This window comes from Natranaerofaba carboxydovora, from assembly GCF_022539405.1.
Classification (GTDB): Bacteria; Bacillota; Natranaerobiia; order Natranaerobiales; family Natranaerofabaceae; genus Natranaerofaba; species Natranaerofaba carboxydovora.
Genome location: NZ_CP054394.1, coordinates 2597518 through 2622564, shown reverse-complemented (window position 1 = coordinate 2622564; position 25047 = coordinate 2597518). Strand labels below are relative to the sequence as shown.

The window sequence follows — 25047 nt, the reverse complement described above, 5'->3', positions numbered from 1 at the left end:
GCCAATTAAGCAAATTAATAATCTTTTTATGTCGAATTTTAGAGGAAATTGAAGAAAAATATTGAAATTATTATATTGTTGAACATTGTCTAATACCCGTAGAGGGAGGACCGTTATGAGGCTTGTAAATATAGAAGAAATTGAAGAAGGAATGATGCTTGCCAAACCAGTATACAGTGAAAAAGGCACAATACTTTTACAAGAAGGAGCTACTTTAAAACAACAATACATACCTAAAATAGAAGAGCTAGGATATAGTAATGTTTATATACAGGATGAGACGTTAAAGGACTTAGAAGTTAATGATATAGTTAATGAAGAACTTAGAAGAGAATCAGTGAACAATATCAAAGAAACATTCTCTGAAGTTGAGAAAAAAACAACCATATCACCTAACGATACAAAGTATATTAAAGTTACTACAAGCAATTTAATTGAAGAGATAATTAAAAATAAAGACTTAATGGTAAACATGGTAGACCTAAAGATGTACAACAATTATACCTTTCAACACAGTGTTAATGTAGCAATAATTTCTGTTATTGTTGGGATATCGATGGAACTTGATCAGATGCAGTTGTACAAGCTTGGTTTAGGTGCTCTTTTGCACGATATAGGTAAAACTGCTGTGCCAAATTCTATTTTAGAAAAAGAAGGGGATCTGACAGAAGAAGAATACGAAAAAGTTAAGCAGCACAGCAGAAAAGGGTATGAAATATTAAGGGAGAATAATGAACTTTCTTCTACTTCTACAACTGTAGCTCTTCATCATCATGAAAGGTGCAACGGCGAAGGCTACCCTGAGGGTAAAACTCATGATGGGATACATTTGTTTAGCAGGATTACTGCAGTAGCAGATGTTTTTGATGCATTAATATCGGATAGGCCGTATAGAAAGTCCTATTCCCCCTCAGAAGCGATGGAATACATACTAGGTGGGGCAGGATCATTATTTGACAGGCAGGTTGTAGGTCATTTCTTTAGAAAAGTTGCTACTTATCCTGTAGGGACAAAAGTAAAGTTAAGTGATGGAAGGATTGCTTTTGTAATTAAGAATTTTGAAAAGTTTAGTCTTCGCCCCAAAATAAGAGTTATTGAGGAAAATGGCGAAGAAGTAGAGCCATATGATATAGATCTTCGTGAAGAAGAATATAATACTATAACTATTACTGACAGCATGCTATAGTACATGTTATAAATCACCCTGACTTAATATACTGGTGCATTTAATTTTCTTTGATCTGGGCACCTGTATTTGGATCTACTGAGTAATTATCTTTGTAGATTAGCTCTGACACTGGAACAACTTCATATTCATTTTCTTCTAACCAGGCTAGAATATCTCTTAAGGCTTCAGGTGTGTGGGTACCGTTGTTGTGAAAAAGGACTATAGCACCTGGATGGATTTCGTCTGTAACTTTGTCGACGATGTAGTTATGATCTGGAGCCTGCCAGTCAAGGGAGTCAATGCTCCACTGTACAGGATAGTAATCAATTTCTTCTAAAGTTTCTACCAGTCTATTATTGTAATCACCAAAGGGTGGGCGAAATAGTATTGGTTCTCTATCCGTTAAATCATGAATTTGGTGGTGTACCTTTTCAACATCATCTTTAATTTGATTTTCATTTAGTTTACTCATGTGGGAGTGATTATAACTGTGATTTTCAACTTCGTGTCCTTTATCAGCAATTTCTTCAACTTTTTCAGGATAATTTTCGATCCAAAACCCTGTTAAGAAGAATGTGGTTTTAATCTCAAATTCGTCTAGGATTTCTAAAAGCTCATCAGTGTTTTTGGCACCCCAGGCTGCAAAAACTTTATTACTACTTGCCTGGTCAAAATTTCAAATCTTTTTTATTTTTGCACCGAACTATAAATATATAGGAATGATTATGAATATATATTAACTACTAAAAAGGGGAGATAACATTGCAGGTTAAGGATATAATGGACGATGAAAATTTTGGTACTATTATATATAAGGCAGGTATGAACGAGGTTGCAGAAGAGATGCTAAGGACAGGATTTTCTTCTGTTTTAATAATAGACGAAAAAAATAAACTAACAGGAATTATTTCGGGTTATGACTTAAGAAAAGAAATAGCAAAAGAAGAAACAGAAAAAGACCAGGAAACAACAGCTGCTGATATTATGACTCCTCGTGAAAAACTCTTAACCTTAAATCCGGAAAGTTATATAACAGAAGCTGTTGAACTTTTTTCGGAAAATAGAATTAATCAGATCCCTGTGGTTAAAGACGAATATCCTGTAGGGCTTTTGAACATACGTCCTACCCTTGATTATTATCAAAAAAAAGAAAAAAAAGCAAGGTTAAGAGTAGAAGAGCTAGAAGAATTCGCCGATATAATAGATAACCTTCATGAAGCTTTGATAGTTTTCGATAAAGATAAGAATTTACGTATGGTAAATAAAGCTGCTAGAGAATTAAACTTAAAAGATGATGACAAGCTTGGAAATATTAATAATTTGCTAGATAGTGTACCAAGACTAAAACCGATTGTAGAAGAGGTTTTAGCATTAGGGGAAACTAAGAAAATGATTGAAGTCCCTGAGATAAACGGGAAAAACTATGTGAGTAACTGTGTGCCATTAAAAGAAGATGATGGCGAAATTCAAGGTGTGCTGCAGACTTTTTCTGATGTTACCCAGCTTAAAAAGCTTCAGATCGAATTAACTAAAGCGAATAATGAGCTAGATAAAGCTTTTGCCCTTACTCTACCTAACTATAAAGTAGAAAATAAGCTAAGAAGTACCCCTGAATATAAAGATGTTTTTGACTCAAAGACAGGTAATATAACTATAACAGATAAGATTGCTGATGGTGGTTATAGGCATGTGATTAATGCCTTAAAAGTCGCTGCAGATTTGCACGAAAAAGGTGTGATGAATCTTGTGGGGATTGATAAAGATGTTTTGGTTAGAGCAATAATATTTCATGATATTGGAAAAACCCAGCCTAATTTAGAAAAAGGGACTGTGGTTAACCCTTGTAAGATATTTGAAGATGGCAAAAATCATGCAGCAAGAAGTGCCGAATTTGCTAAGAACTTCTATGATCAAGAAGAAGACCTCGTTAGTTTAATATATTATCACCACCATAAAGAAGAAGAACTCCCCGCGTCTTTCCCCGGGCATTTGCTTCCTTCATTTCGGTTATTTAAGATAATTGATGGTTGTTCTGCTGGAATTACTAGGAGAGATGCAGTAGTATCGTTTGATGTACAAGGAACCAAGGTAACTATTCACGAACAAAATACTCATCCAATGTTTAACTTAACAAAAACCATAGATCTGTTTTCTGGAAGCTGGTGGAGCCAGGCCCTAAAAAATAAAGATTAAATTGAATGAGTGAATGACTCCCGGAGATATTTTAGGACCCGGGAGTTATTTTATTTTGCCTTAACCCAAATTAAAAAACCAACCACAAATAACATAGAAGATGTCATATTTTAAAAAATTAAAAATAAAATACTATAGGATAGAGTGATTTCAGGCAACAGGGGGAATTAGATGACTGTGAAGATTAATTTAGAGAGTTTAGTAAAAGATTTAAAAGAAATGTTAAAACCCGAGAAAATATTTTTGTTTAAAAGAGATAAAAATGAAAAACCTAATGAAGCGAACATAAAAATATGTGTTGTAGCAGATTTAGAAAAAAATAATATAAGTAAATATTTTGATCTCCCCGAGATAGATTTTATTTTTTTCACCCCGCTGGAATGGGAAGCAAAAAAAGAAAATTCTTGTTCTTTTGTTAAGCAAATACTTAAAGATGGCATTATGTTATATGGTTAGTTTCATGGTTTTGCGCCCTGATAGGGCGTTTTTTTGTGTAATAAAGCGCGTTTTTTTATGTAATAAGACAACTCCCCTCATTAATAATTAGATAAAAAGGGGGTATTGCTATTAGACCTGACAAAATTAATTTAAACTTACCTACAGTTGAAAGGATAAACGAGTACTTAAAGGAGATAAATGACCCTAACAAAATCAAATTAAATGAAGAAGAGATAAAGATAAGTTTTAATGGTTCTATCCCTATAAACTCAATTTTGTATGATTATTTATTGGAGAAGTATACAGATGATTAATTTTAAATGTATCAACCAGTTGAAAAACAGCATTATATGAATATTTGTTATATTGGCTCCTTGTAAAACTGAATGGGGGGAGGCAGGTATTTAGTGAGTACCATAAAATATGTTAAATACCTTAGGTACTCAAGGGCACACGGGGATACAGAACCTGACAGTATAAATAATCAAGAAAAGATTATAGATGAGTTTGTAAGCCAAAAAATAAAAGAGGGAGAAGATTGGATCCTGTATGAAGTTTATATCGATATAGATTGCTCTGGAGCAAATTTTAACAGGCCCGGTTTTTTGAAGATGAAAGAAGATATACAGGCCGGGGAGATAGATGTTGTATTATCAAAAGATATTTCAAGATTTGGCAGAAATATAGCAACTGAAGTATACTTTTCAGAAATATTTCCCAAATACGGGACAAAGTTTATTGGTGTTACAGACGGTATAAATAGTGGTGATGATGGAAATATCTTAGAGAGACAGATAAGAAGTGTTATGAATGAGAACTACTGCAGGGATATATCTAATAAAGTAAAGAGTTCTTTTTATGCTTTGATGGCAGAAGGTAAGTTTATTGGCTCAAGTGAACCTTATGGATTTGTAAGAGCTCCTGAAGATAAGCATAAACTACTAGTAGACGAAAAAGTTAAGCCAGTTATTTTGAGGATTGCAAAACTTTATTTGCAGGGAAACGGCTTTTCTAGTGTGGCTAAGATCCTTAATAATGACAAAAACCCTCCTTTTACTCCCACAGAGTACAAAAAAATCCGGGGGATTAACTATAAAAATAATAAAGCAAGTAAAAATCTATGGAGTCCTTCCACAATAAGGAATATTCTAACAGACCCAATATATAACGGTACTCTGGTTCAAAAAAAGTACCAAAAAATTAACTTCAAATTAAAAAATAAAAAAAGAACCAATGAAGAAAAAGTTATTAGAATTGACAATGCTGTAGAAAAAATTATAGATGATGAAACGTGGAAACTAATTCAAAAAAGAATAAAATCTCGGAGTAAAACAGTAGACAACAGTAATAAACCAAAGGGAATTAATGAGAAGAATTGTACTAATATATATTCGGGTCTTTTGTATTGTAATGATTGCAGTTCCAAAATGGTCTATAGAAGCGATAGGGATCTTTATATGTGTGGAACTTACGCGAAGTATGGCAAAAAATACTGCACAAATCATAATATTAAGACTAAGAAGATTAATGAAGTAATTTTGACGCAGCTAAATATACTTAATAAACTCACAATAAATATTGAAAGACTAATAAGTAATATTGCAAAAAGAAATTGTAATCAACAAAATCATCAATCTACTAAAAGAAAACAATTAGAAGATAGGCTTAATAATATTAATAAGACCTTAAAAGTAATTAGAGAAGAATATGCAGCAGGTGAAATATCAGCTGAAGATTATAGAAGTACCCGTCAGGATTATCAGAAGGAAAAAGAAGACTTAGATGAGAAACTACTACAAACACGAGCAGATATTTCCCAGGAAAAGGGTAAGTCTCTTATTAACTTAGAACAAAAGAGCGAAAACTACGAAAAAATCTATAGAGATTATTTTATGATAACTAGCCTGGATAGAGAACTTGTGATAAAGCTTGTGGATCAAATCATTATAGGGGAAAATGAAACTTTAATAGAGATAAAATTCAACACCAGTTCACCCTTCTATTGAAACTGCTATTAACTTGCATTAATTTTCTGAAGCTTTATCAGAACACAATGAAAACGTCAGAAAGTCTCGAGAAAATCGAGAGACTCTGACCGTTAAACCATTAAATAAAATATTACATTGTATCTCATAAAAATATTTCATTATCGAATGAGGTTATTATCTAATTTAATTTATAAACACAGCTCCTTCGCTACTGTTCCAATTAACTTCTGATCCTAATCCTTCTGATATAACCCTTAATGGTACCATTGTTCGCCCATTAAAATTATTTGCAATTGTGTCCATTTCCTTTGTTTCTCCATTAAGTTTGTAAGTTTGACTACCTATGGATAGTTCCATAAAAACCTCATCGTTTTTTATCTTCACAAGTTCTTCTTCACTTACCCATTCTACTTTGGCACCTAGTTCCTCAGAAACAAATCTAAGCGGAACAATAGTTCTATTAACGTCATCAATAAAAGGATTTCGTTCGTTAAATTCAACATTTTTTCCGTTAACAAAAACTGTCACGTTGACTGCATTAAGATAGCGTACTGCACCATAGAATCTCTCATTGTAATATGGATCATCAAGCTGACTTGTAGATACTACGTTCCCTGGTGAAGAAGAATGGACAAATTCACCACTACCTATGTATATTCCACCATGGGAAGGTCCTTGTCTAGTGGTTTCAAAAAATATAATATCGCCAGGTAAAAGCTCATTTTTAGAGATAGCTTGTCCTTTATCATAAATATCAAAATGAACACGTGGAATCTCAATACTGTTATTGTTAAACACATAGTAGATAATTCCGGATGAATCAAAGCCTGAAGGTGATGCACCACCCCAAACATATGGAACTCCTTGATTTTCTAATGCAGTTTCAATAATCTGCTGGCGTGTACTTATTTCTGTAGTTCTCTCCATTTCAATTGACTTTGAACTTGCAGCTAAACCATTTGTAAAAACAAAAATCAATAAGACAAAAATTAAGGGTACATAAAGATAATGCAGTAGTTTATTTTGATTGAACATAAAATGATTCCTCCCTTGGTATGTATCTGCACTTTTAGATTTAAAAGGTTGTCTTTAATTACCATATAAAAAACATGTTTATTAATAGAAATATTAATTTTGCTACACCCCCCGCAAGGGGGGCTTGTTGCTAAGTTATCACATCAGGAATACTTAGTCAAATATAATTATATTGATAGAACGATTAGAATAATCAATTAAAATCCTTAGAAATTACATAAAGGATGAGCAATAGTAGATGAGCAATAGTAGTTTGACAGAAATATAGAGATGTGTTACTATTCAAATAATAAAAACCACCCTACCCAACAGGGCGGGGATAATAATAGAACTCAGACCCTTGGAGGGTTAGTGTTGGCCAATCATCAACTCACTTTAAAAGCAGCGGTTAAAATAGAAAACCAAGGGGGTGTACTTGCTTATGTCACTTGAATTGGAGATTAGCAGCGAAGCTAGGGATTATATTTTAAGCAAATCTAAGAAAAATGCAGCAGTTATTAATGAAACATCGAGTGGTGGCTGTTGTGGCGGGAGTACTAAAATTTCCAATATCAGCATTAATATAGCGAATTTCTTACCTGAAGAAGATCAATATACAAAACAAGATATTGATGGTGTAAAAGTATTTTATCCAAAAAAAATGGTGGGTGTAGCTAAAATTGAATTATCAAAGTTTTTATTCTTGAAAGATATTGCTATTGACTATTACCCCCCAAATAATGATAATCAAAAAGTTTAAAATTTAACAGGGGAATTGCATCCTGCCCCTCTGGAGCGGGAATTAAATAGAGGTGAGAGTAATGAAAAAGAACAAGATTGCAATAAGCACTTTATGTGGAATAATACTATTGTTGGCAGGGATCCTTATTACCGCTTTCCCTTATTTTCATAATTTGTATTACCAAAGAATACAGGCAAGGCAGGTAGAAGAAACACTTGAGCAGCTACAACGACAGGATGTACAGGAAAAAGAAGAAAGTGAAACCACTTCTCCTCAAGTAGAATACTTTACATCTGAAAAACCTCCTCCAAAAGAGGAAAATGACACTGATGAAAGAGAGGGAAACTATGCTTACAAATTAGAAGAAACTGAAGGGGTTCTGGAAATACCTGCTCTTAATTTGCAATTTAAGGTTGGCTATGGCGTAGAATTACCCGAGCTTGAAAGTGGCCCTGGATTTTATCCACATAGTAATCTGCCAGAACATGGTAATGTATCGGTAGCTGGCCATAGAACCACTTATGGAGCACCTTTTGGTGAGCTAAATAAACTTGAAGAAGAGGACAATATAAAATTATATTTTGAAGATAATGTATACATTTACAAAGTAGATGATGTATTTGCAACGGATAAATATGATTGGAGTGTAATTGAAGATACTTCTGACCCTGCTTTAACTTTAACTACCTGTGAGCCCCCTGGATCATCGGAAAAAAGATTAATAGTACGTGCTTATCTTGAAGATTAATTTCAGGTTACAGTAGCGGCTAAAATAATATTATGGAGGAATAGTTATGGCATCGAACAATGAAAAATATATAGATAATCAATTAAAATGGGAAAACAGTTATAATACAGTTGAAGATTTTTTTGGTAAATCACCAAGCGAAGCTGCAGTTAAGGCTGCTAAAGTGTTCAAAGATAACCAGGTGACAAGTATTTTAGAATTAGGTGGAGGACAGGGGAGAGACACTCTATATTTTGCCCGGGAAGGATTTCAAGTTTATGTTTTGGACTATGCTGCTAAGGGAATTAAAGATATCAAACAAAAAGCAGTGGATCATAATTTGTCTAATAGAGTTACGGCAATTCAACATAACGTAAAAGAACCTTTGACTTTTGCTGATGATTCATTTGATGGATGTTTTTCTCATTTATTATGCTGTATGAATTTTAAAACAGAAGAACTTGATTTTTTGTTCAAGGAGATTAAAAGAATACTTAAAAACGGGGGTATAAACATCTATACCGTAAGGAACAAAAAAGATCCCCATTTTGGTACCGGAACTCATCTTGAAGGAAACATATATAATATAAGCGATTTTATTATTCATTTTTTTGATAGAAAAACTATAGAAAGATTTTCTGAAAGTTTTCAAATTCTTCAGGTAGAAGAACTTGAAGAGGGTGATTTGCCCAGGAGAATTTATAATGTAGTCTTAAGAAATGAAACTTAATAATACAATTTTATAACTCTTATTTCCACCTTGAAATTGGCAAGTATTTTCTAGGGAATAGTTTTCTTCAATAAAAATACTGTAATAAAAATTACGCTCCCCAGGCTGCATCAAATGAAATTGCAACTTTGTTCTCTTCGGTATCCACATAATAGATCGGTGTCTTTTTCTCTTCCTCCTGAAATACAGGTATCACAGCTCCCGTATCTCTTCCGGGAAGAGTTAAATAGACTCCTGCTGCCAAAAACACAATTAGCGAAAGTACAAGTGCTTTTTTCTTCTTATTCCTAACATTTAAAGAATGAAACAATAAAATCCCCCCTGAATTAATTCTTTTTAAAAATTTATTCATTTGCAGCAAAAAAAATACTGATTAAAAGAAAATCAGTAAGTGTTAGTTATTGCATACCATAAGCGAGCCTTTAATTTGGACTGTGCCTGCAAATTCCGAGCGAGCGTTGGTATGCAATAACTAAGGGTGGTTATCCTTTTGCCGTTATACTTACCCCTTCCAATTGCGCATATGGATAAGATATACTTCCCATCCATTTTGACTCCTTGCTAAAGTCAACCAACTGGTCCTTTAATACTTCAAAGGTATTACAGCTAAACATGCAGTCTTTTATCCGTCCGACAATTTCCCCGTTTTCAATCAGATAACCAAGAGAAATGTTTCCGTTTACTTCACCGCCGTAAGGGTTTCCGGCCCATGCTCCCATCAGGTCTTTGACATAGACACCTTTATCTATGCTTTTTATCATATCTTTTAGTTCAGTTTCGCCAGGTTCTAAGACGGCATTATGAAGACCAGGAGACGGAAGACTTAAGGCAGAGCGTACGGCATGCCCTGTTGGCTCCATTTTAAGAGAGTTAGCAGTCAAAAGATCAAGGGGAAAGTTTAACAAAGTCCCTTCTTTTATGAAAGGTGTTTCTTTAGTCAAGGTCCCTTCATCATCAAAAGGACACATACCCGGCGTCCATGGCTTATGGGGCATATCAATTAAGCTAACTCTATCATCAAAGAGTTTTTGTTCTAGTTTGTCTCTAAAAGGCGACATTTTCTTTTCGACAGCCTGCCCGTCTATACTTGCAATGATAGGTCTAAAGACATCTCCCATGGCTGATGGAGAAATGATAACATCGTAATTTCCGCTTGTTATGTCTACTTCTTTGGGGCCAAACTCAAGGTCCTGCAAAAGCTCTTCTTTTATCTCCGCTGTATCAGGATCATAATTTGGTAAGCTTTTAAAGCTTCCAAAGGTTAAAAAACTTTTTCCTACCATCAGCATAGCTCCACCCATAATGGTAAAAGAACTCTTCGTATAACTGTTATCAAATCCTCTGGTATTTTTTATTGTAATCTTTGTTTCTGCTTTTTCTACCTCGGCCTGGGCAAGAACGTCGCTGTTTTTGTTTTTCATTGTATCTACTAGCTCTGTGCCAAGCTCTATTAATTTCTCTAAAGGTACTTCCTGTACTTTAGGATCATACATGTCCTTTAGCTCTACAGGATCGTTTTCCGGTAGATTAGGTTCAAAATTTCTGCCAAAGGTACTTGATTGTCTTGCTTTTTCTAGAAGTTCTTCCGGGTTATCTTCTTTTGTTGAAGTAGAAAATCCAAGACGTCCATCTTTAATTAATCTAAGGGCATAACTGTTTAGTTCCTGAGTCTTTATATTTTTTAGACGATTGTTTTCAAATTCGACCGGTGTGGTTTTATGGGTTACCTGAAAAAGCTCAGCCTCTTCGCCTTTTTCTTTTGCTTTTTTTATGATATCGTCCATTAACTTTTCCCCCCTATGACTACCTTTTGAATTTTAAGGGAAGGAGCTCCCTGGCTTGTAGGAAGAGGTCCCTGTCCGCCCTTGCCACAGCCGCCTCCAGAATCTCTAATCATAAAATCATTCCCTATAGCTTCGATGTTAGAGAGAGTAGTAAATACATTTCCGGTCAAATTAACATCTCTGACCATTTCAGCAATTTCACCGTTTCTAATCATATAAGCTTCGCCGGCTTTAAAGGTAAACATCTCACCATTAGTTTGCCCTCCGTATGCATCAACTGCATAGACACCTTCTTTGATATCCTTGATCATATCGTCAAAACTTGCATCACCAGGGGCAATGCAGGTAGTTCTCATTCTGCAGATTGGAGGATGATTATAGTTGATAGCTCTTGCACTACCTGTGGGTTTTTCATCCATTTTATCGGCTGTTTCTCTGGTATGGAGTCTACCAACCAGTTGGCCTTCTTTGATCAGGTCGGTCTTTTCTGTTTGTACACCTTCATCATCGTACTTCAAATACCCTCTACTTCCAACACTATCTCCAGTATCATATATATTTAGCTCTTTTGGTCCAAATTGGGTTCCAAGCTTCATCAGTTTTTGTAGTTCAGGATTTTCAAAAACAAAATCACTTTCACTCAAATGGCCAAATGCCTCATGCACAAATATTCCTGCCAAAGTAGGATCTAGAACTACAGTGTATTCACCACCTTTTATCGGTGGTGCTTCAAGCATATCAGAAGCTCTTTTGCACGAAGTTTTGATATTGTCTTCAAGATTTCTAGCCTCGCCGAAATCTTTAGAACTTCCAAATCCTACACGGGACATTTGGGTGTTTTCGCCTTTACTAGCCACTGCTGTGATGTTACCTCCAAGGTCTAGTTTTTCCTGTTCTATGTAGCTTCCCTCAGAATTAGCGAAATATAGCTTGGTGTACTTATCAAAATAGTTTATTCTTGAGCTAGAGATGGGCTCACCATAAGATAGAATTATATCGTTATAGTTTTTAAACAGGTTGATCTTTTTGTCTAGCGGGATCTCCCTGGGGTCTTCGATTGTTTCTATGGTCACTTTGTCATTAATAACTTTAACAGGACTTAGGTTTGTAGATTCACTGCTCCTACTACCTATAAGTTCAGCCTGTTTGATGGCAAGGTCTACTTTTTCCTCCAAATCCTTAAGCCGGTTAAAGGAAACAAAACCTACTCCACCTTTGACAAAAGCGCGAACACTTCCACCAAACTTAATTGATCCCCCCGCCTGTTCTAGTTCTGGTCCTTGAAATTCGATTGAATCTGTTTTTGACTCTTCTACCCTTATTTCGATATAATCAGCTTTTTTACCTGATAAGACGCTCTTTAATGTATCTTCCAAAAAAGTTGTCCTCCTTTCAAACATCTGTTGCTAGTCTTATTTATTCTTGACTCCGGTATATTTTTCCTCTAAAAGCTTAACCTAAATTTAATTCATGATCTCATTTTTTTCCGGCTTTTCTCTTTTGATTTGGTCCATAATATTTGATTCTATATTCTGGATAAAGTCTGTAACCTCTTTGGCGCTAACGGCTGCAAGAAGTGCGATAAGATCTTCGGGTCTATATAACACCTCTAAATTATCCTTAGTGATGGCATCATTTTTTTCTTTTAAAACCTCTCCTTTTTCATTTGTAACTCTAAAAGCTGGAGTCTTATTTAACAGAAATTGCTTGATACTAGCTGCAGTATTGTAATCAAAATCCATATTAGCAAAGGTTCTCTTTAGTCTTTCGTTCCAAAGTTTATACAAAGTATCATCAAGGTCTATTATATGGGTAAAGAAGTCTTGTGGCTTATCCTGAGTCTTTAACTCCTTTTTAATTTGATTCAAATTTTCAATTAGTTTTCTACTTCCTTCATCAATTTTTTCCCAGGTGTAATCTAAACCTTCAATTATTTCGCTTACTCCTGCTGCTACTAGAAGGTGTGCAAGCCTATTTTTTTCTCTGGCAAGGTCAATTACTTCGGGCTTTATTATTTCTCCCCGGTTAATAATTACTCCACCATGACTATCTTTAACTGTCCTAAAGACTTGCCTTCCAATGGCAAAATCAACGGCTTTTTCCTCAAGGGTGCTGCTAAACTTTGAACTGCCAAATTTCTTTGAAAATTGCCCCTGTCCTGTTTTTGTGTTATCTGAGTGACTATCATGTGTCTCATCTGAATATTTATCATTTGTTTCATTTGTTGTGCTTTTAAGTGGTGGCTCGATATCTGTAACTATTACATCTTTGCCCAGGGTTAATATGCTGTTTGAAGATAGGGATAGGCTTTCAATATCGTATTCTTCGTTTTTGATATAGAGTTTGTCTAATATTCCAGAATGTAGATCAAATGAAAAATCTACTACTCTTCCGGCAAAGCTTCCAGACCTTGTAATAATTCTTTTGCCCAAAGGGGAATTATAATTTTTAAACTGCCGCGTAGCCTTTTGTTCCTCTGTGAATATTACATTCTTTGTAGCTATCGTAACTGCATAGCTGCCGATAGTCTCAATATCTCCTAAGTATATATACTTATGTTTTGCCTGAAAGAGTCTTTTACTTCCAATCTCAAAACCTATAATCATCTTTTCGTTAGGTTCGATTATCAAATCCTTTATTTGACCTACAAAACTTCCATCATCCAAAGTGATTACCGGCAAATTGATTAGTTCGCTTCTATTCAAATTTGATCGCCTCCTTACTGTTTTTTAATATTTTTCCTAATTATTACTTTTATTATTAATCTAATTCTGGCGCAAACAAAGCTAAATATGTCTCAGCCTATTTTAGTTTGTGTAAAGGGAATGATATAATGTATATATATTTAGCAAAATTATATTCTACTGAGAAAAGTTTGTTCACATAAAAAATATAATGTTTTTATTTCATATGACTTTTGCACCAGAATCAAGATTTAATTATTACAATGATGAGGGGTTTTAAAGATGGAAATATATACAAATTCTCCGGAGGAAACTAAAAATATTGCCCGTAATCTTGCAAAATACTTAGATAAAGGTGATATAATACTTTTGTCAGGAGATCTTGGTGCAGGTAAGACTTTGTTTACTAAAGGTCTTGGCAGTGGTCTAGATATAGATAACCCCATAACGAGCCCAACATTTACTTTGATGCAGGAGTATCATGGTAGATTAACGTTGTATCATTTTGATCTATATAGAATTGAAGATCCTGAAGAGTTGATAGAGGTTGGGTTATTTGATTATATGTATGATGATGGTGTGACGGTGATTGAATGGTTTGAAAAGATGGAAGACTTTGAATCTCTAGAGGAGTATTTGAAAATAAAAATCTTTGTCGAAGATAACAGTAGACGCCGCCTTGTTCTTTCTTCTCAGGGTGAGAGGTATGATAATCTTTTAAAGATAATAAAAGAAGAGGGGGCAAACTTAACGCTATGAAAGTTCTTGGTTTAGATACTTCTACAAAAGCGACTTCTGTATCTGTTATATGTGAATATGACGGGCTAATAGCAGAATATACTTTAAGGGATAAAAGGACTCATTCTGAAAAATTAATGCCCCTTGTTGATAAAGTTTTGACTGATAGCAAAACAGTACTAGAAGAGCTTTCTGGGATCAGTGTTGTTAATGGCCCTGGTTCTTTTACTGGACTTAGAATAGGTATAGCCACTGCATTTGGGCTAAGTACAGGTTATGATATCCCTCTTGTCGGTGTTTCAAGCCTTGATGTACTTGCTAACCAGAGGCCAATTATTGGGTTGATCTGTCCTGTGTTGGATGCTAGGAAAAATGAGGTTTATACCTGCTTATATGAAGGTACAGAAAACGGAGTAGAGAGGTTATGGGAATACAGGGTGATTTCTTTGGAACAGCTTTTTTTGGATCTAAATAAGGAAAAGGTAAGTAAGGAACGTGACAAATATAAAACTGAAATTTTATTTACAGGTGATGGAGTGGATGTTTTTAGGGAAGAATTGATAGAGAATACTCCTTTTTTGTCTGTGCATACTTATAAAGAAATAGAGATAAATAGAGCTTCTGTTACAGCAAGACTTGGACTAAACGAAATAAAAAAAGGTAATATCCTTTCACCTCATGAATTAACACCTATATATATTAGAAAATCTGAAGCTGAGAAAAAACGTGAAGAAAGGGTCGATTAGAAAAGTGAAAGATAAAATATTAGAAGAAAAAATAGAAATAAGAGAAATGAAAGAAAAAGATTTAGATAAAATTAGAGAGATTGAGATTAATTCTTTTAATAGCCCCTGGTCAAAGGATTCTTTTATCTATGAGCTATTTCAAAATAGTCTTGCAAGATATATTGTACTAGAGCATGAAGATGATATTGTAGCCTATATGGGGATGTGGTTTATCCACAATGAAATTCATATTACCAACTTTGCCGTAGCTCCTGATTACAGAAAAAAAGGATTTGGCACCAAGCTGCTTCGTTTTATCACCCTATTTGCTAAGACTAAAGGTTTTAAGTATATTACCCTTGAAGTAAGAAGGTCAAATGATACAGCAAGAAGGCTTTATGAGAGTATGGGATTTAGTACAATAGGTGTCAGGCCCTCCTATTATCAGGATAATGGTGAAGATGCTATATTAATGCAAAAGAAGATATCTAGAGGAGTGTATTGATATGCAGGAAGGGATAAAAATACTTGCTATAGAGACTTCTTGTGATGATACAACAGCAGCGGTAATAAAGGATGGCCACAAAATATTAAGTAATGTAATAAGCTCCCAAAGAGAAACTCACAGCCTTTATGGAGGAGTTGTCCCGGAGATTGCTTCAAGAGAACACTTGAAGCTTTTGATACCAGTTGTAAAAAAATCACTAGAAGAAGCAAATGTTAGTTTAGAAGAATTAAATGCTATCGGAGTTACCCACGGACCGGGACTTGTTGGTCCTCTGCTTGTGGGGCTATCTTATGCCAAATCTCTTTCTTATGCCAAAAACATCCCCCTCGTCCCACAACATCATATCAAAAGCCATATATACGCAAATTTTTTGGACAAGAGTATAGATGAAAATTATGGAGTGCCGCCTGAATTTCCTTTGATAGCCCTGGTGGTCTCTGGAGGGCATACTGATATAATATATATGAAGAACCACAATGAATTTGAGATAATTGGAAGGACTGTGGATGATGCAGCAGGAGAAGCTTTTGACAAGATAGCTAGAGCCCTTGATCTTGGTTATCCAGGAGGCCCAAAGATAGACAAATTAGCAAAAAAAGGCCTGGAAGGAAGAATTGAATTTCCAAAGGCCAAATTAAAAGATCCAACATCACCATATGATTTTAGCTTTAGTGGATTAAAAAGTGCTGTGTTAAATTATTTGAACCGCTGTGAGATGAAATCAGAGACTGTGGATAAAAAAGACGTAGCCGCTGGTTTTCAAAAGTCAGTTATTGATGTGCTTGTTAGTAATACCTTAGAAGCAGCCAGGGATAAGAATGTGAATGATGTAGTGCTAGCCGGGGGTGTATCAGCAAACTCTGCTTTGAGAGATGAATTCAAAGAAAAAGCAAAAGATCTCGGGATAAAAGTCCATTCTCCACCCTTGATACTGTGTACTGATAACGCGGCTATGGTTGGAGCCTCTGCATATCATTCATACAAAGAAAACAAAATATCGACAGCCCTTGATCTAAATGCTGTTCCAAACCTTGAGATGTGAACTACCTTATTTAAGAATAGGGTAGTTTTTTTGTGTGGATAAATAGCGGGTTATCCACAGAGAAATGTGAATAACTTTGTGAGAAGTATGTCCACATTTTTATGTAAATAACCTGTGGATAAAGTGGATAACTTTGTGGATTGCTTAAAATCCGGGGTGGTTGTGTGGATAAACCTGTGGAATTTGTGGATTACTTTTTTTAGCAATTACTAAAAAGGGGTATAAACACGTATAATCTCTAAAATCTAAAATAGTTTTTAGGATACATAATATAATAAACATAAAAATTATATTAATCTTTTATTTTTGCATATGACTTTTTGTACCAGAATTATCTTTGTGTATAAAATTTTGATATCGGATTAATAATTAGATTAAGATATTATATTATTATGCGTTTAACCTTTTTTTATATGTGTTATAATATATCACGACTAGTTTCTTTTTATCATATTATTTATAACCATTCTTCATCGAAAGAGAGGAATAATTATGTTTAATAATGTAAATAAAATTCACTTCATAGGTATAGGTGGATATGGGATGAGTGCTCTTGCTAAAGTGTTCTTACAAAATGGATATGAAATAACAGGTTCAGATATTACTCCTTCTTCACTTATTTCTTCTCTTGAAAATATGGGAGCAAAAATAAATTTATTTCACTCAAAAGACAATGTGGATAACACTGACCTGGTAGTGTATTCTACTGCAATATATGCAGATAACGAAGAAATAAAAGCTGCCAAAGAAAAAAATATACCTTTATGGCATCGCTCTGAGCTTCTTGCACATTTATTTAACGAAAAGGATGGCATAGGTGTTGCGGGAGCTCATGGTAAAACTACTACAACTTCCATGATATCATTGATTTTGGCAGAAAGCGGTCTTGACCCAACGGCTCTTATCGGGGGAGAGCTATCTAATTTTGGTGGTAATGCTAGAACAGGTGGAGGGGATAAAATCGTTGCAGAAGCCTGTGAAAGTGATCATTCTTTTTTGAGATATAATTCTTATATAGCGGTGATAACAAATATTGAGGCAGATCATCTAGAATACTATGATGGGGACTTTGAGAAGCTTCTTAAAACATATGAGGAGTTTTTGGCTAACTTGAAGCCAGGTGGAGTTGCTGTAGTAAGTGCTGACTGCGATCACATAAAAAGAGTAATACAAGGTGTGGATAAAAAGCTAATAACCTTCGGTAAGTCAGATGATGCCGATTATGTTATCGATGACATTAAGCTTTTTAAAGGCGGATCAAAGTTTGTTTTAAAAGAAAATGGAAAAGCAAACGAACTTGGAACTATCGAACTTGGAACTATAGAAATGCAGGTGCCCGGAGAACATAATATCCAGAACTCTGCCGCAGCAGCAGTGGTAGCATTACAGCTTGGAATAGATTTTGATAAAATTAAAAAAGCTTTATCTAAGTTTAAAGGTGCCAAAAGGCGCTTTACCATAGTTGGTAAAGTTAATGATACAGTTATTGTGGATGATTATGCTCATCATCCAACTGAGATTGAGGCTACTTTGAAGACTGCCAAAAATGAATGCGAAGGAAATGTTATAGCTGTTTTTCAGCCTCACAGGTATTCAAGGACAAAATTTTTGATGGAGGAATTTGCCGAGTCTTTTGGTTATGCGGACAAAATTATCCTAAATAAAGTATATCCTGCAGGGGAAGAACCTATTGAAGGTGTCTCATCAGATATATTAGCAGACAAAATAATAAAAAGTGAAAGCCTCTCCACTAAAGAAGTTCTAGTAATGGATGATAAAGACGATATAGTAAAATACCTAGAAGATACAGTAAAGCCGGGTGATTATGTTATAACCATGGGAGCTGGTGATATTTACAAAGCTGCAGAAGACCTAAAGGAAAAATTAGAATTAGATTCTAGTAACAAAGCTAAATCAAACGGCTAACTTTATGGATAACTTAAATCTTATTTTAGAATCTATCCACAATTCAAATATACTTCCACTTATTAGTGGCTGTAACCTAAACTGTATCTTCTGCAGTAATAACCAAAACCCCCCGGATCTAAAAGAGATAAGATTGCCTCCTTTAACCTTAAATGAGGTTAAAGAGGCTTCTATTTTTTTGGATGAAAAAAAGAAAATTATTATTGGTGAATCAGCTACTAAAATTTCAGAAGGAGAGCCTTTCTTACATCCAAATATAATTGAAATATTGGAGTTTTTAAGGGATAAATATCCTTTGGTACCTATACAGATAACAACAAATGGTACTTTGATTGATGATAATATATTAAAAGTATTAAAGAACTTAGAGCCAATAGAGATTAATCTTTCTATTAATGTATTGGATGAAGATTTAAGGTGTGAAATAATGAAGGATACATCACCATATATAGCAAGAGAGCTTCCCCAAAAATTTAATAGACTAGGAATAGATTACAATGGAAGTATAGTTTCGTTATCCTTTCTATACGGCTGGGAAAGGCTGTTAGAAACGATAAAACATTTAGAGGACAATGGGGCCAAAACAGTAAGATTGTTTGTTCCTGGATTTACAAAGTTTAATGATAAATTAAAAGTTCCACCTGATTATTACCAAGAGCTATACAAAATTAAGGACCAGTTTGATGTGCCAATTTTGATTGAACCTTCCATTAAAACTGAAGCAGCACCTATAGTGTCAGGTGTAATCAAGGATTCGCCAGCCCATAAAAAAGGAATCAAAAGAAATGATCTTATCCTAAAGATAGACGAAGAGGATGTCCCAAGCAGTGTTCATGCCTATCGTCTTGTTACATATAAGAAAAACCCGGTTATATCTTTAGAAAATAAAACTGTAAAAATAGAAAAAAGTAAAGGTGAATCTAGCGGGCTATGTTTTGATTATGATATCTCGCCAGAAGAAATAAAATTTTTGGCAGGACTTTCGGTTTCTGATCCAAAAACTGATCAAAAAAAGAATATATTGTTATTAGCCTCTGAGGGAGGATATAATATACTTAAAAGGGAGACAAATAAAGCTAAAGATAAAGACAAGCTCCAAAATAAGGTAGATATAAAAAAAGTAAAAAGCAAATATCTTGGAGGAAATATAATATCAGCAGGTCTTTTGGTAGTAGATGACTTTAGAGACTGCCTGAAAAAGCAGTTTTTTGCTGAATACCTAAAAGAAAATTATGACTGTGTCATCCTACCAGGGAAGGCTTTTGACAATAAAGGCTTTGATTTAAGAGGGGAACACTATTCAAGTTTGGAAGATGAATTTGATATAGAAGTAGAACTATTTGATTAAAAACAAAACTTTGTTCATATGACTTTTTGTATCCAAATCAAGTATGATCTATAAGGGGGCTAGAAAATATGGTTGAACTTGTAAGTATGTACAGTAAGGTATTAGAGGATGGTTCGATTCAGGTTTCAATGGAGGTAAAGATTGATGAGGAGGAGTACAGGAAATATCAGGCGACAGGTGAAACTTTGCTTGGTGCCATTGGCAATTGTTTTTGTGAATTAATTGATGAAAAATTAGGTGATGTAAAAGATGAAAGGCTCCTTGCAGAGACCAGAAAAGGAAGCTACGATAGGGATGTAATAAGTATTAATTTACTTGCAAACCATGAAGGTAAAGAAAAAGAAGTATTTCATACAGGTGAGGGAATTCTCGAATCCGTTGTAAAAGCTATCTATAAATTAAAGGATGAATAGGAAAAAATTAAACGCCCGTTGGGCGTTTTTTTATTTTTAATTTGGAACAAAATATTAAATGGAACATGGGAGGTGATAAAAACAAATGGAAAATAATAACCGGGTCAAATGCATGTTTGTAACCAGAAAGGCTAGGGGCGGGATAAGAACCCATCTAAAGACCCTTGCAAATAAACTTCCAAAATATAACATAAGTCCTGTTATTTGTGCTCCCAAAGAAGATTTTGAACATACTATCTCGGGTGGAGAATTTTATCACCTCCCATTAGAGGATGGATTTAAAATTAAAGATTATAAAAATGTTTTTAAGTTAAAAGAATTGATTAAAAAGACAAAGCCAGATATAGTTCACTCTCACGGCTACAAAGCTTCTTTAATTGTAGCTATGGCAAAGAGCATGGTGAATTTTTCCTGGATAACAACCATACATAATTTTCAAACCTCATCAATACGTAGAAAGACATTCAAGTTTTTTGTAAAAAATATTTTAAACAGGGCAGATAAAATTCAGCTCGTTTCTAATAGTTTGAAAAGAGAACTGATTTCTGTGGGTATAGATGAAGAAAAATGTACAGTATTGTACAATGGCATTTCTCTACCTTCTTTTCATCGCCCTATTGATAATAGATTGTCGCTTCCAAAGGGCAAATTAATTGGTTGTATCGGCAGGCTAAATCATGACAAAGGTATAGATAATTTTATTTATTCTGTGAAATATTTATATGAAAGATATAATAATTACTTTAACTCCAGGAGATATTATTTCTTAATTATTGGTGATGGGCCAGAAAAAGAAAAATTACAAAAACTGACCTGGAACCTGGGCCTTGCTTCAAAAATTATGTTTTTGGGTCATAGGGAGGACGTGACTGATATACTAAAAAGCCTTGAAGTTCTTTGTATACCATCAAGACATGAAGGGTTATCGATTACCGCCCTTGAAGCGATGGCGTCGTTTTGCCCTGTGATCGCTGCCAAAAAAGGTGGCCTTGTGGAACTGATAAATCATTTTGAAACTGGTTTATTATGTCCATCTGATGACCCTATAAAGATGGGCGAAGCGATAATGACTTTAGTAAAGAATCAAAAAATTCGCAGAAGAATCGCCTTGCAGGCTTATATAAATGTAATAAGCAATTTTAACGATGAAATTATGATAAAGAATGTAATTGATCAGTATAACGGGGTGAAAGTATGAGAAAGAAACCTGTCATGTTTACTGGTTTTGTTATGGCTTTGTTAATGGTGGCGTTGGTAGCAATTAACCATCATAATGAGGACTTAACTGTTAGTTTGACAAATAATTTTAATAATTCTACAAAAAACTTCTCTGAGAATAATACAGAAAATTCTACAGATCCTATTATGGTTATCCTGGTGCCGGGGTTTTTTTGGGAAGATTATAATAATTATAACTTAAATAATTTTGAGAAATTGCTTGAAGATTCTGCGGTAGGGCTTATGAACACTACTGTTACCAGACCATATCACCCTTCGTCTTCTTATCTTTCCCTTGGAACCGGTATTAGGTCCACTTCATGTAAGATGTCAGGAGCTATCTATAACCCTTTAGAAAAATATGAAGGTTATAATGCAAAAAAATTTTATCAAAGACATACCGGTCTAGATGCAGAATTAGAGGAAGAGTCTGCTATAGCGGTAGAATATCCTCTCTTAAAAACAAAAAATAAAGATCAAGATTATAACGTCGAAATAGGTAAACTGGCAGCAAACTTGGAAGAAAATAATGTCGATGTAGTATACCATGGGAATACAGATACTTATGAAAAAAAAAGATATGGTGGACTTCTTGCAATTAATGATATGGGGGTTATTTCCCAGGGAATAGTAACTCCCCAAAGCACCTTAACAGCAAAAGAGAATTTCCCATTTGGTTACAAGACAGATTATGACAAAACTTACACTGTAGTAGAAGAAACTTTTAAAGATAGAGCTGAAGAGGATAGCTCTTTTCTGTATATTTTAGAGCTTGGAGATGGTACAAGGATTGATGATTATGAAGAAGAAAGATTAGATGAAAAAATTAGAGAAAATTTGGTAGCTAAAACCCTTCAAAACATAGATGAATTAATTGGGCGGATAAGTTCGCTAAGGAAAGAGAAAGATTTTGGCCTGATCCTTCTAAACCCTGCTCCAAGTCACGAGAATTATCATCAAGGGAAAAGATTAACCCCTATTTTGTACTCTCCTGTAGGAGGTTTAAGCCGTGAGCTAGATGGTAATATACTTGTTTCTAATACCACTAAAAGAGATGGTTTAGTAGCAAATATGGACTTTTTACCTACTATTCTTGAAGAATTTGATATAGAAATTTCTCCGAAGTCAAAGGGTAATAGGATAGAAACAAATAGCGCTTCTGGTTTGAATTTTAATGAAGGTGAAGGTAAAATTAAAAGCCTTATTAGCTTAAATGATAAGCTTATCAATACGTTTAATGTCAGGCCGCCTGTTTTAAAAAATTATATAATAGCCCAGGTTGTTGTAATGGTACTTGGTCTTTTGGCTGTTATAACCAAATACAAAATACCTTATCTTGATATACTGCTCTATGCCATGCTTATTAGCCCTCTAGGATTTATTTTGGCGCCATATTTTTCTATTTTTTCATTGTGGGGGTTAGCCGTATTTGTCCTGGTTATTTCTATAGGAGGGAGTATCTTAGTTGTAAAATTAACGGCTAGCAATATATGGAGGATAGGTACAATATGTCTCTTAACTTCTATTGCAATATTGCTGCCTTTTATTATAGGAAGTGAAAATATAATCTACACTGGAGTTTTAAGCCATGATCCTATAAGTGGTGCCAGGTACTATGGGCTTGGAAATGAACTAATGGGTGTTTTAATAGGTTCTTTTGTCATGGGTTTTTTTAGCCTTTACACTATAAAGCCTGAGTGGAAAAACTCGTATTATCTTCTGGGAATTTTACTGGTATTTTATTTTTTTCATCCAGGTTTTGGTGCTAATTTTGGTGGGGGTGTAAGTGCGGCAGTAGCTTTCTTTGTAATACTTTATATATTTTTAAAAGATAATCACCAAAAACAATTGATTTACATCTTTTTAGGCTCTTTGATTTTAGTAATAGGTGGTTTTTTGGGGTTTAACCTTCTTTTGGAAGAAGTTACGCATCTTGGGAGGGCTATTAGACTAGCCATTGTCGAGGGTCCCGGTGAACTTTTGCCAATCATAACGAGAAAAATATCGATGAATTTGAACCTTCTTAGATATTCTGACTGGAGTATAGTTTTTTTAAGTTTTTTAGCTGTGCTATTTTTGAAACTACTAAAATTTACTTCTGTAATGGATAATTTAAATCAAAATTATCCCATACTTAAAAGAGGCCTTGTTGGTGTAGTATTTGGAGGTATTACGGCCTTTTTGATCAATGATTCCGGTGTGATAGCTGCTGCAACAATGTTTTTGTATGTGAGTGTCCCTTTACTTATCTTGGGATTAGAAAATTAAAACACCTGCTTAGCTACCAACGTATCGCAAGAATTTGCTAAAAACCTCGCAAATTAAAAGCTCACTCACTTATGGTAGCTAGCAGGTGTTTTTCAACAAACAAATTTATAAATTTTGGTGCAAAAAAGTCATATGAACAAAGCTCTGTTCATTACAAATTCTTACAAAACTCTTTTCCAAACTCTCTTGCTTTTTGTAGTCCTTCTTCGTCAGGGTGCCACAATTCTTTGAACCCTTCTAAAACTACTTCAAAGCCAGCATCTTTTAATTCTTCTGTAATAATATCGGTGCTCTCGCCGCTCCAGCCGTATCTACCAAAGGCAGTAGCCTTTTTATTTTTAAACCCTGCGCCTTTTATTAACTCTAGTATACCTGCGATTGAATAAAGAATGCCTTTGTTTATCGTAGGTGAACCTACAAGAATTGCTTTTGATTTAAACACTTCAGTAATAATATCACTCTTGTCGGTCTTTGCAGAATTGATTAGCTTCACAGTTGTATTATTATCTGCTTCGTGGATGCCTTCTGTGATAGCTTCTGCAGTTCTTTTGGTACCTTCCCACATGGTGTCATATATTAGTGTAATTTGATCTTCTTGATAATCCTTAGCCCACTCCATATAAGTTTCTACTATTTGAAGTGGGCTATCACGCCAAATGATACCGTGACTTGGACAGATTATATTTACAGGGAGCTTTAACTCCAGGATTTCATTAATTTTCTTTTCTACCAGCTTGCTAAATGGATTAACAATATTAGCATAATACTTCATAGCTTCTTGATATAGTTCACATTCATCTACAAGGTCATTGTACATTTGCTCTGAAGCGTAATGCTGACCAAAGGCATCATTAGAGAACAGAATATTATCTTCAGATAGATAGCAGAACATGCTGTCAGGCCAGTGAAGCATTCTTGCCTCGATAAAAGTAAGTTCCTTACTACCAAGGTCTAGCTTATCGCCTGTCTTTACTTCGACAAAATTCCAGTCCTGATGATATTGGCCTTTTAGGGATTTGACTCCGTTTTTGGTACAGTAGATAGGTGTGTTCGGTATCTCCTTCATCAAGTCTGGGAGTGCCCCGCTGTGGTCTACTTCGCCGTGATTTGCTACAATGTAGTCTATTTCTTTTAGGTCAATTTCTTTTTTTAGGTTCTCAATAAACTCTTTTGCAAAAGGCTTCCAGGATGTATCGATAAGGACTGTTTTTTCATCTTGAATTAAATAGGAATTGTAGCTTGTGCCCCTGTGAGTTGACAGTTCTTCACCATGAAAAGTTCTTAATTCCCAATCGATTTTTCCTACCCATTTGACTCCATCTGTTATCTTAAAACTCATTTTTATTCCTCCTTCATTGCCTATAAATAATAATTACTATCAATTATTAAGTAT

22 protein-coding genes and 1 pseudogene are annotated in these 25047 nt (G+C 34.6%); 16 read left to right on the top strand and 7 right to left on the bottom strand.

Annotated features, from left to right (window positions below; genetic code table 11):
* Positions 1 to 115: 115 nt before the first annotated feature.
* Entirely contained in the window at positions 116 to 1186 is a 1071-nt protein-coding gene (locus tag ACONDI_RS12390; RefSeq protein ID WP_241078862.1) for an HD-GYP domain-containing protein, read from the top strand.
* A gap of 40 nt (positions 1187 to 1226) precedes the next feature.
* Here the strand turns inward: ACONDI_RS12390 and ACONDI_RS12385 are convergent.
* Positions 1227 to 1787 (bottom strand): annotated as a pseudogene (locus ACONDI_RS12385) (polysaccharide deacetylase family protein); the annotation flags it as partial.
* Positions 1788 to 1930: 143 nt separating this feature from the next.
* Between ACONDI_RS12385 and ACONDI_RS12380 the strand changes: the two are divergent.
* The 3 genes from ACONDI_RS12380 (at position 1931) to ACONDI_RS12370 (ending at position 5805) form a co-directional block, all read left to right on the top strand.
* A complete protein-coding gene (locus ACONDI_RS12380; protein WP_241078861.1) occupies positions 1931 to 3361 on the top strand; it encodes a CBS domain-containing protein in 1431 nt (476 codons plus the stop codon).
* Between the two features lie 171 nt (positions 3362 to 3532).
* Entirely contained in the window at positions 3533 to 3817 is a 285-nt protein-coding gene (locus ACONDI_RS12375; protein WP_241078860.1) for a hypothetical protein, read from the top strand.
* Between the two features lie 389 nt (positions 3818 to 4206).
* Positions 4207 to 5805 (top strand): recombinase family protein, encoded by a 1599-nt coding sequence (locus ACONDI_RS12370; protein WP_241078859.1) that lies wholly within the window; start codon positions 4207 to 4209, stop codon positions 5803 to 5805.
* A 165-nt stretch (positions 5806 to 5970) separates the two neighbouring features.
* Here ACONDI_RS12370 and ACONDI_RS12365 read toward each other — a convergent pair whose 3' ends face one another.
* Entirely contained in the window at positions 5971 to 6822 is an 852-nt protein-coding gene (locus ACONDI_RS12365) for a stalk domain-containing protein (protein WP_241078858.1), read from the bottom strand.
* Positions 6823 to 7243: 421 nt separating this feature from the next.
* Here ACONDI_RS12365 and ACONDI_RS12360 point away from each other — a divergent pair, with 421 nt between their 5' ends.
* The 3 genes from ACONDI_RS12360 (at position 7244) to ACONDI_RS12350 (ending at position 9000) form a co-directional block, all read left to right on the top strand.
* A complete protein-coding gene (locus ACONDI_RS12360; protein WP_241078857.1) occupies positions 7244 to 7561 on the top strand; it encodes a CC/Se motif family (seleno)protein in 318 nt (105 codons plus the stop codon).
* 61 nt (positions 7562 to 7622) lie between these two features.
* Positions 7623 to 8291, top strand: coding sequence for a class E sortase (locus tag ACONDI_RS12355; protein ID WP_241078856.1), 669 nt, complete (start codon positions 7623 to 7625; stop codon positions 8289 to 8291).
* 46 nt (positions 8292 to 8337) lie between these two features.
* A complete protein-coding gene (locus ACONDI_RS12350) occupies positions 8338 to 9000 on the top strand; it encodes a class I SAM-dependent methyltransferase (protein ID WP_241078855.1) in 663 nt (220 codons plus the stop codon).
* Positions 9001 to 9091: 91 nt separating this feature from the next.
* Here ACONDI_RS12350 and ACONDI_RS12345 read toward each other — a convergent pair whose 3' ends face one another.
* The 4 genes from ACONDI_RS12345 to ACONDI_RS12330 form a co-directional block, all read right to left on the bottom strand.
* The gene (locus ACONDI_RS12345) at positions 9092 to 9310 is read right to left on the bottom strand and encodes a hypothetical protein (protein ID WP_241078854.1); all 219 of its coding nucleotides are present in this window, start codon (positions 9308 to 9310) and stop codon (positions 9092 to 9094) included.
* Positions 9311 to 9482: 172 nt separating this feature from the next.
* Complete coding sequence (locus tag ACONDI_RS12340) at positions 9483 to 10784, bottom strand: TldD/PmbA family protein (RefSeq protein WP_241078853.1); 1302 nt, start codon at positions 10782 to 10784, stop codon at positions 9483 to 9485.
* The gene (locus ACONDI_RS12335; protein ID WP_241078852.1) at positions 10784 to 12160 is read right to left on the bottom strand and encodes a TldD/PmbA family protein; all 1377 of its coding nucleotides are present in this window, start codon (positions 12158 to 12160) and stop codon (positions 10784 to 10786) included. The genes ACONDI_RS12340 and ACONDI_RS12335 overlap by 1 nt, the downstream gene beginning before the upstream one ends.
* An 87-nt stretch (positions 12161 to 12247) precedes the next feature.
* The gene (locus ACONDI_RS12330; protein WP_241078851.1) at positions 12248 to 13489 is read right to left on the bottom strand and encodes a PRC-barrel domain-containing protein; all 1242 of its coding nucleotides are present in this window, start codon (positions 13487 to 13489) and stop codon (positions 12248 to 12250) included.
* Positions 13490 to 13750: 261 nt separating this feature from the next.
* Between ACONDI_RS12330 and tsaE the strand changes: the two genes are divergently transcribed.
* From tsaE to ACONDI_RS12285, 9 genes are all read left to right on the top strand, one after another.
* Entirely contained in the window at positions 13751 to 14227 is a 477-nt protein-coding gene (gene tsaE, locus ACONDI_RS12325) for a tRNA (adenosine(37)-N6)-threonylcarbamoyltransferase complex ATPase subunit type 1 TsaE (protein WP_241078850.1), read from the top strand.
* Positions 14224 to 14952 (top strand): tRNA (adenosine(37)-N6)-threonylcarbamoyltransferase complex dimerization subunit type 1 TsaB, encoded by a 729-nt coding sequence (gene tsaB, locus ACONDI_RS12320; protein WP_241078849.1) that lies wholly within the window; start codon positions 14224 to 14226, stop codon positions 14950 to 14952. The genes tsaE and tsaB overlap by 4 nt, the downstream gene beginning before the upstream one ends.
* Positions 14953 to 14956: 4 nt before the next feature.
* Complete coding sequence (gene rimI / locus ACONDI_RS12315) at positions 14957 to 15436, top strand: ribosomal protein S18-alanine N-acetyltransferase (RefSeq protein ID WP_241078848.1); 480 nt, start codon at positions 14957 to 14959, stop codon at positions 15434 to 15436.
* 1 nt (position 15437) lies between these two features.
* Complete coding sequence (gene tsaD / locus ACONDI_RS12310) at positions 15438 to 16481, top strand: tRNA (adenosine(37)-N6)-threonylcarbamoyltransferase complex transferase subunit TsaD (RefSeq protein WP_241078847.1); 1044 nt, start codon at positions 15438 to 15440, stop codon at positions 16479 to 16481.
* 492 nt (positions 16482 to 16973) lie between these two features.
* Positions 16974 to 18407: a UDP-N-acetylmuramate--L-alanine ligase gene (murC, locus tag ACONDI_RS12305; protein ID WP_241078846.1), complete on the top strand. Its 1434-nt coding sequence runs from the start codon at positions 16974 to 16976 to the stop codon at positions 18405 to 18407.
* A 4-nt stretch (positions 18408 to 18411) separates the two neighbouring features.
* The gene (locus tag ACONDI_RS12300; protein ID WP_241078845.1) at positions 18412 to 19755 is read left to right on the top strand and encodes a radical SAM protein; all 1344 of its coding nucleotides are present in this window, start codon (positions 18412 to 18414) and stop codon (positions 19753 to 19755) included.
* A gap of 68 nt (positions 19756 to 19823) precedes the next feature.
* Positions 19824 to 20168 (top strand): hypothetical protein, encoded by a 345-nt coding sequence (locus tag ACONDI_RS12295; RefSeq protein ID WP_241078844.1) that lies wholly within the window; start codon positions 19824 to 19826, stop codon positions 20166 to 20168.
* An 85-nt stretch (positions 20169 to 20253) separates the two neighbouring features.
* Positions 20254 to 21366, top strand: a complete 1113-nt coding sequence (locus ACONDI_RS12290; protein WP_241078843.1) for a glycosyltransferase family 4 protein — start codon at positions 20254 to 20256, stop codon at positions 21364 to 21366.
* Positions 21363 to 23654: a hypothetical protein gene (locus ACONDI_RS12285; RefSeq protein WP_241078842.1), complete on the top strand. Its 2292-nt coding sequence runs from the start codon at positions 21363 to 21365 to the stop codon at positions 23652 to 23654. Before ACONDI_RS12290 ends, ACONDI_RS12285 begins: the two co-directional genes overlap by 4 nt.
* A gap of 151 nt (positions 23655 to 23805) precedes the next feature.
* On the opposite strand, the gene ACONDI_RS12280 is transcribed toward ACONDI_RS12285, so the two are convergent.
* Entirely contained in the window at positions 23806 to 24993 is a 1188-nt protein-coding gene (locus ACONDI_RS12280) for an anaerobic nitric oxide reductase flavorubredoxin (RefSeq protein ID WP_241078841.1), read from the bottom strand.
* Positions 24994 to 25047: the final 54 nt, after the last annotated feature.

Bases quoted from the DNA above. Each gene is read 5' to 3' on its own strand.
- ACONDI_RS12390 (WP_241078862.1), top strand. From the start codon at position 116: ATGAGGCTTGTAAATATAGAAGAAATTGAAGAAGGAATGATGCTTGCC.
- ACONDI_RS12375 (WP_241078860.1), top strand. From the start codon at position 3,533: ATGACTGTGAAGATTAATTTAGAGAGTTTAGTAAAAGATTTAAAAGAA.
- ACONDI_RS12365 (WP_241078858.1), bottom strand. From the start codon at position 6,822: ATGTTCAATCAAAATAAACTACTGCATTATCTTTATGTACCCTTAATT.
- ACONDI_RS12360 (WP_241078857.1), top strand. From the start codon at position 7,244: ATGTCACTTGAATTGGAGATTAGCAGCGAAGCTAGGGATTATATTTTA.
- ACONDI_RS12355 (WP_241078856.1), top strand. From the start codon at position 7,623: ATGAAAAAGAACAAGATTGCAATAAGCACTTTATGTGGAATAATACTA.
- ACONDI_RS12350 (WP_241078855.1), top strand. From the start codon at position 8,338: ATGGCATCGAACAATGAAAAATATATAGATAATCAATTAAAATGGGAA.
- ACONDI_RS12340 (WP_241078853.1), bottom strand. From the start codon at position 10,784: ATGGACGATATCATAAAAAAAGCAAAAGAAAAAGGCGAAGAGGCTGAG.
- tsaE (WP_241078850.1), top strand. From the start codon at position 13,751: ATGGAAATATATACAAATTCTCCGGAGGAAACTAAAAATATTGCCCGT.
- tsaB (WP_241078849.1), top strand. From the start codon at position 14,224: ATGAAAGTTCTTGGTTTAGATACTTCTACAAAAGCGACTTCTGTATCT.
- tsaD (WP_241078847.1), top strand. From the start codon at position 15,438: ATGCAGGAAGGGATAAAAATACTTGCTATAGAGACTTCTTGTGATGAT.
- murC (WP_241078846.1), top strand. From the start codon at position 16,974: ATGTTTAATAATGTAAATAAAATTCACTTCATAGGTATAGGTGGATAT.
- ACONDI_RS12300 (WP_241078845.1), top strand. From the start codon at position 18,412: ATGGATAACTTAAATCTTATTTTAGAATCTATCCACAATTCAAATATA.
- ACONDI_RS12295 (WP_241078844.1), top strand. From the start codon at position 19,824: ATGGTTGAACTTGTAAGTATGTACAGTAAGGTATTAGAGGATGGTTCG.
- ACONDI_RS12290 (WP_241078843.1), top strand. From the start codon at position 20,254: ATGGAAAATAATAACCGGGTCAAATGCATGTTTGTAACCAGAAAGGCT.
- ACONDI_RS12285 (WP_241078842.1), top strand. From the start codon at position 21,363: ATGAGAAAGAAACCTGTCATGTTTACTGGTTTTGTTATGGCTTTGTTA.
- ACONDI_RS12280 (WP_241078841.1), bottom strand. From the start codon at position 24,993: ATGAGTTTTAAGATAACAGATGGAGTCAAATGGGTAGGAAAAATCGAT.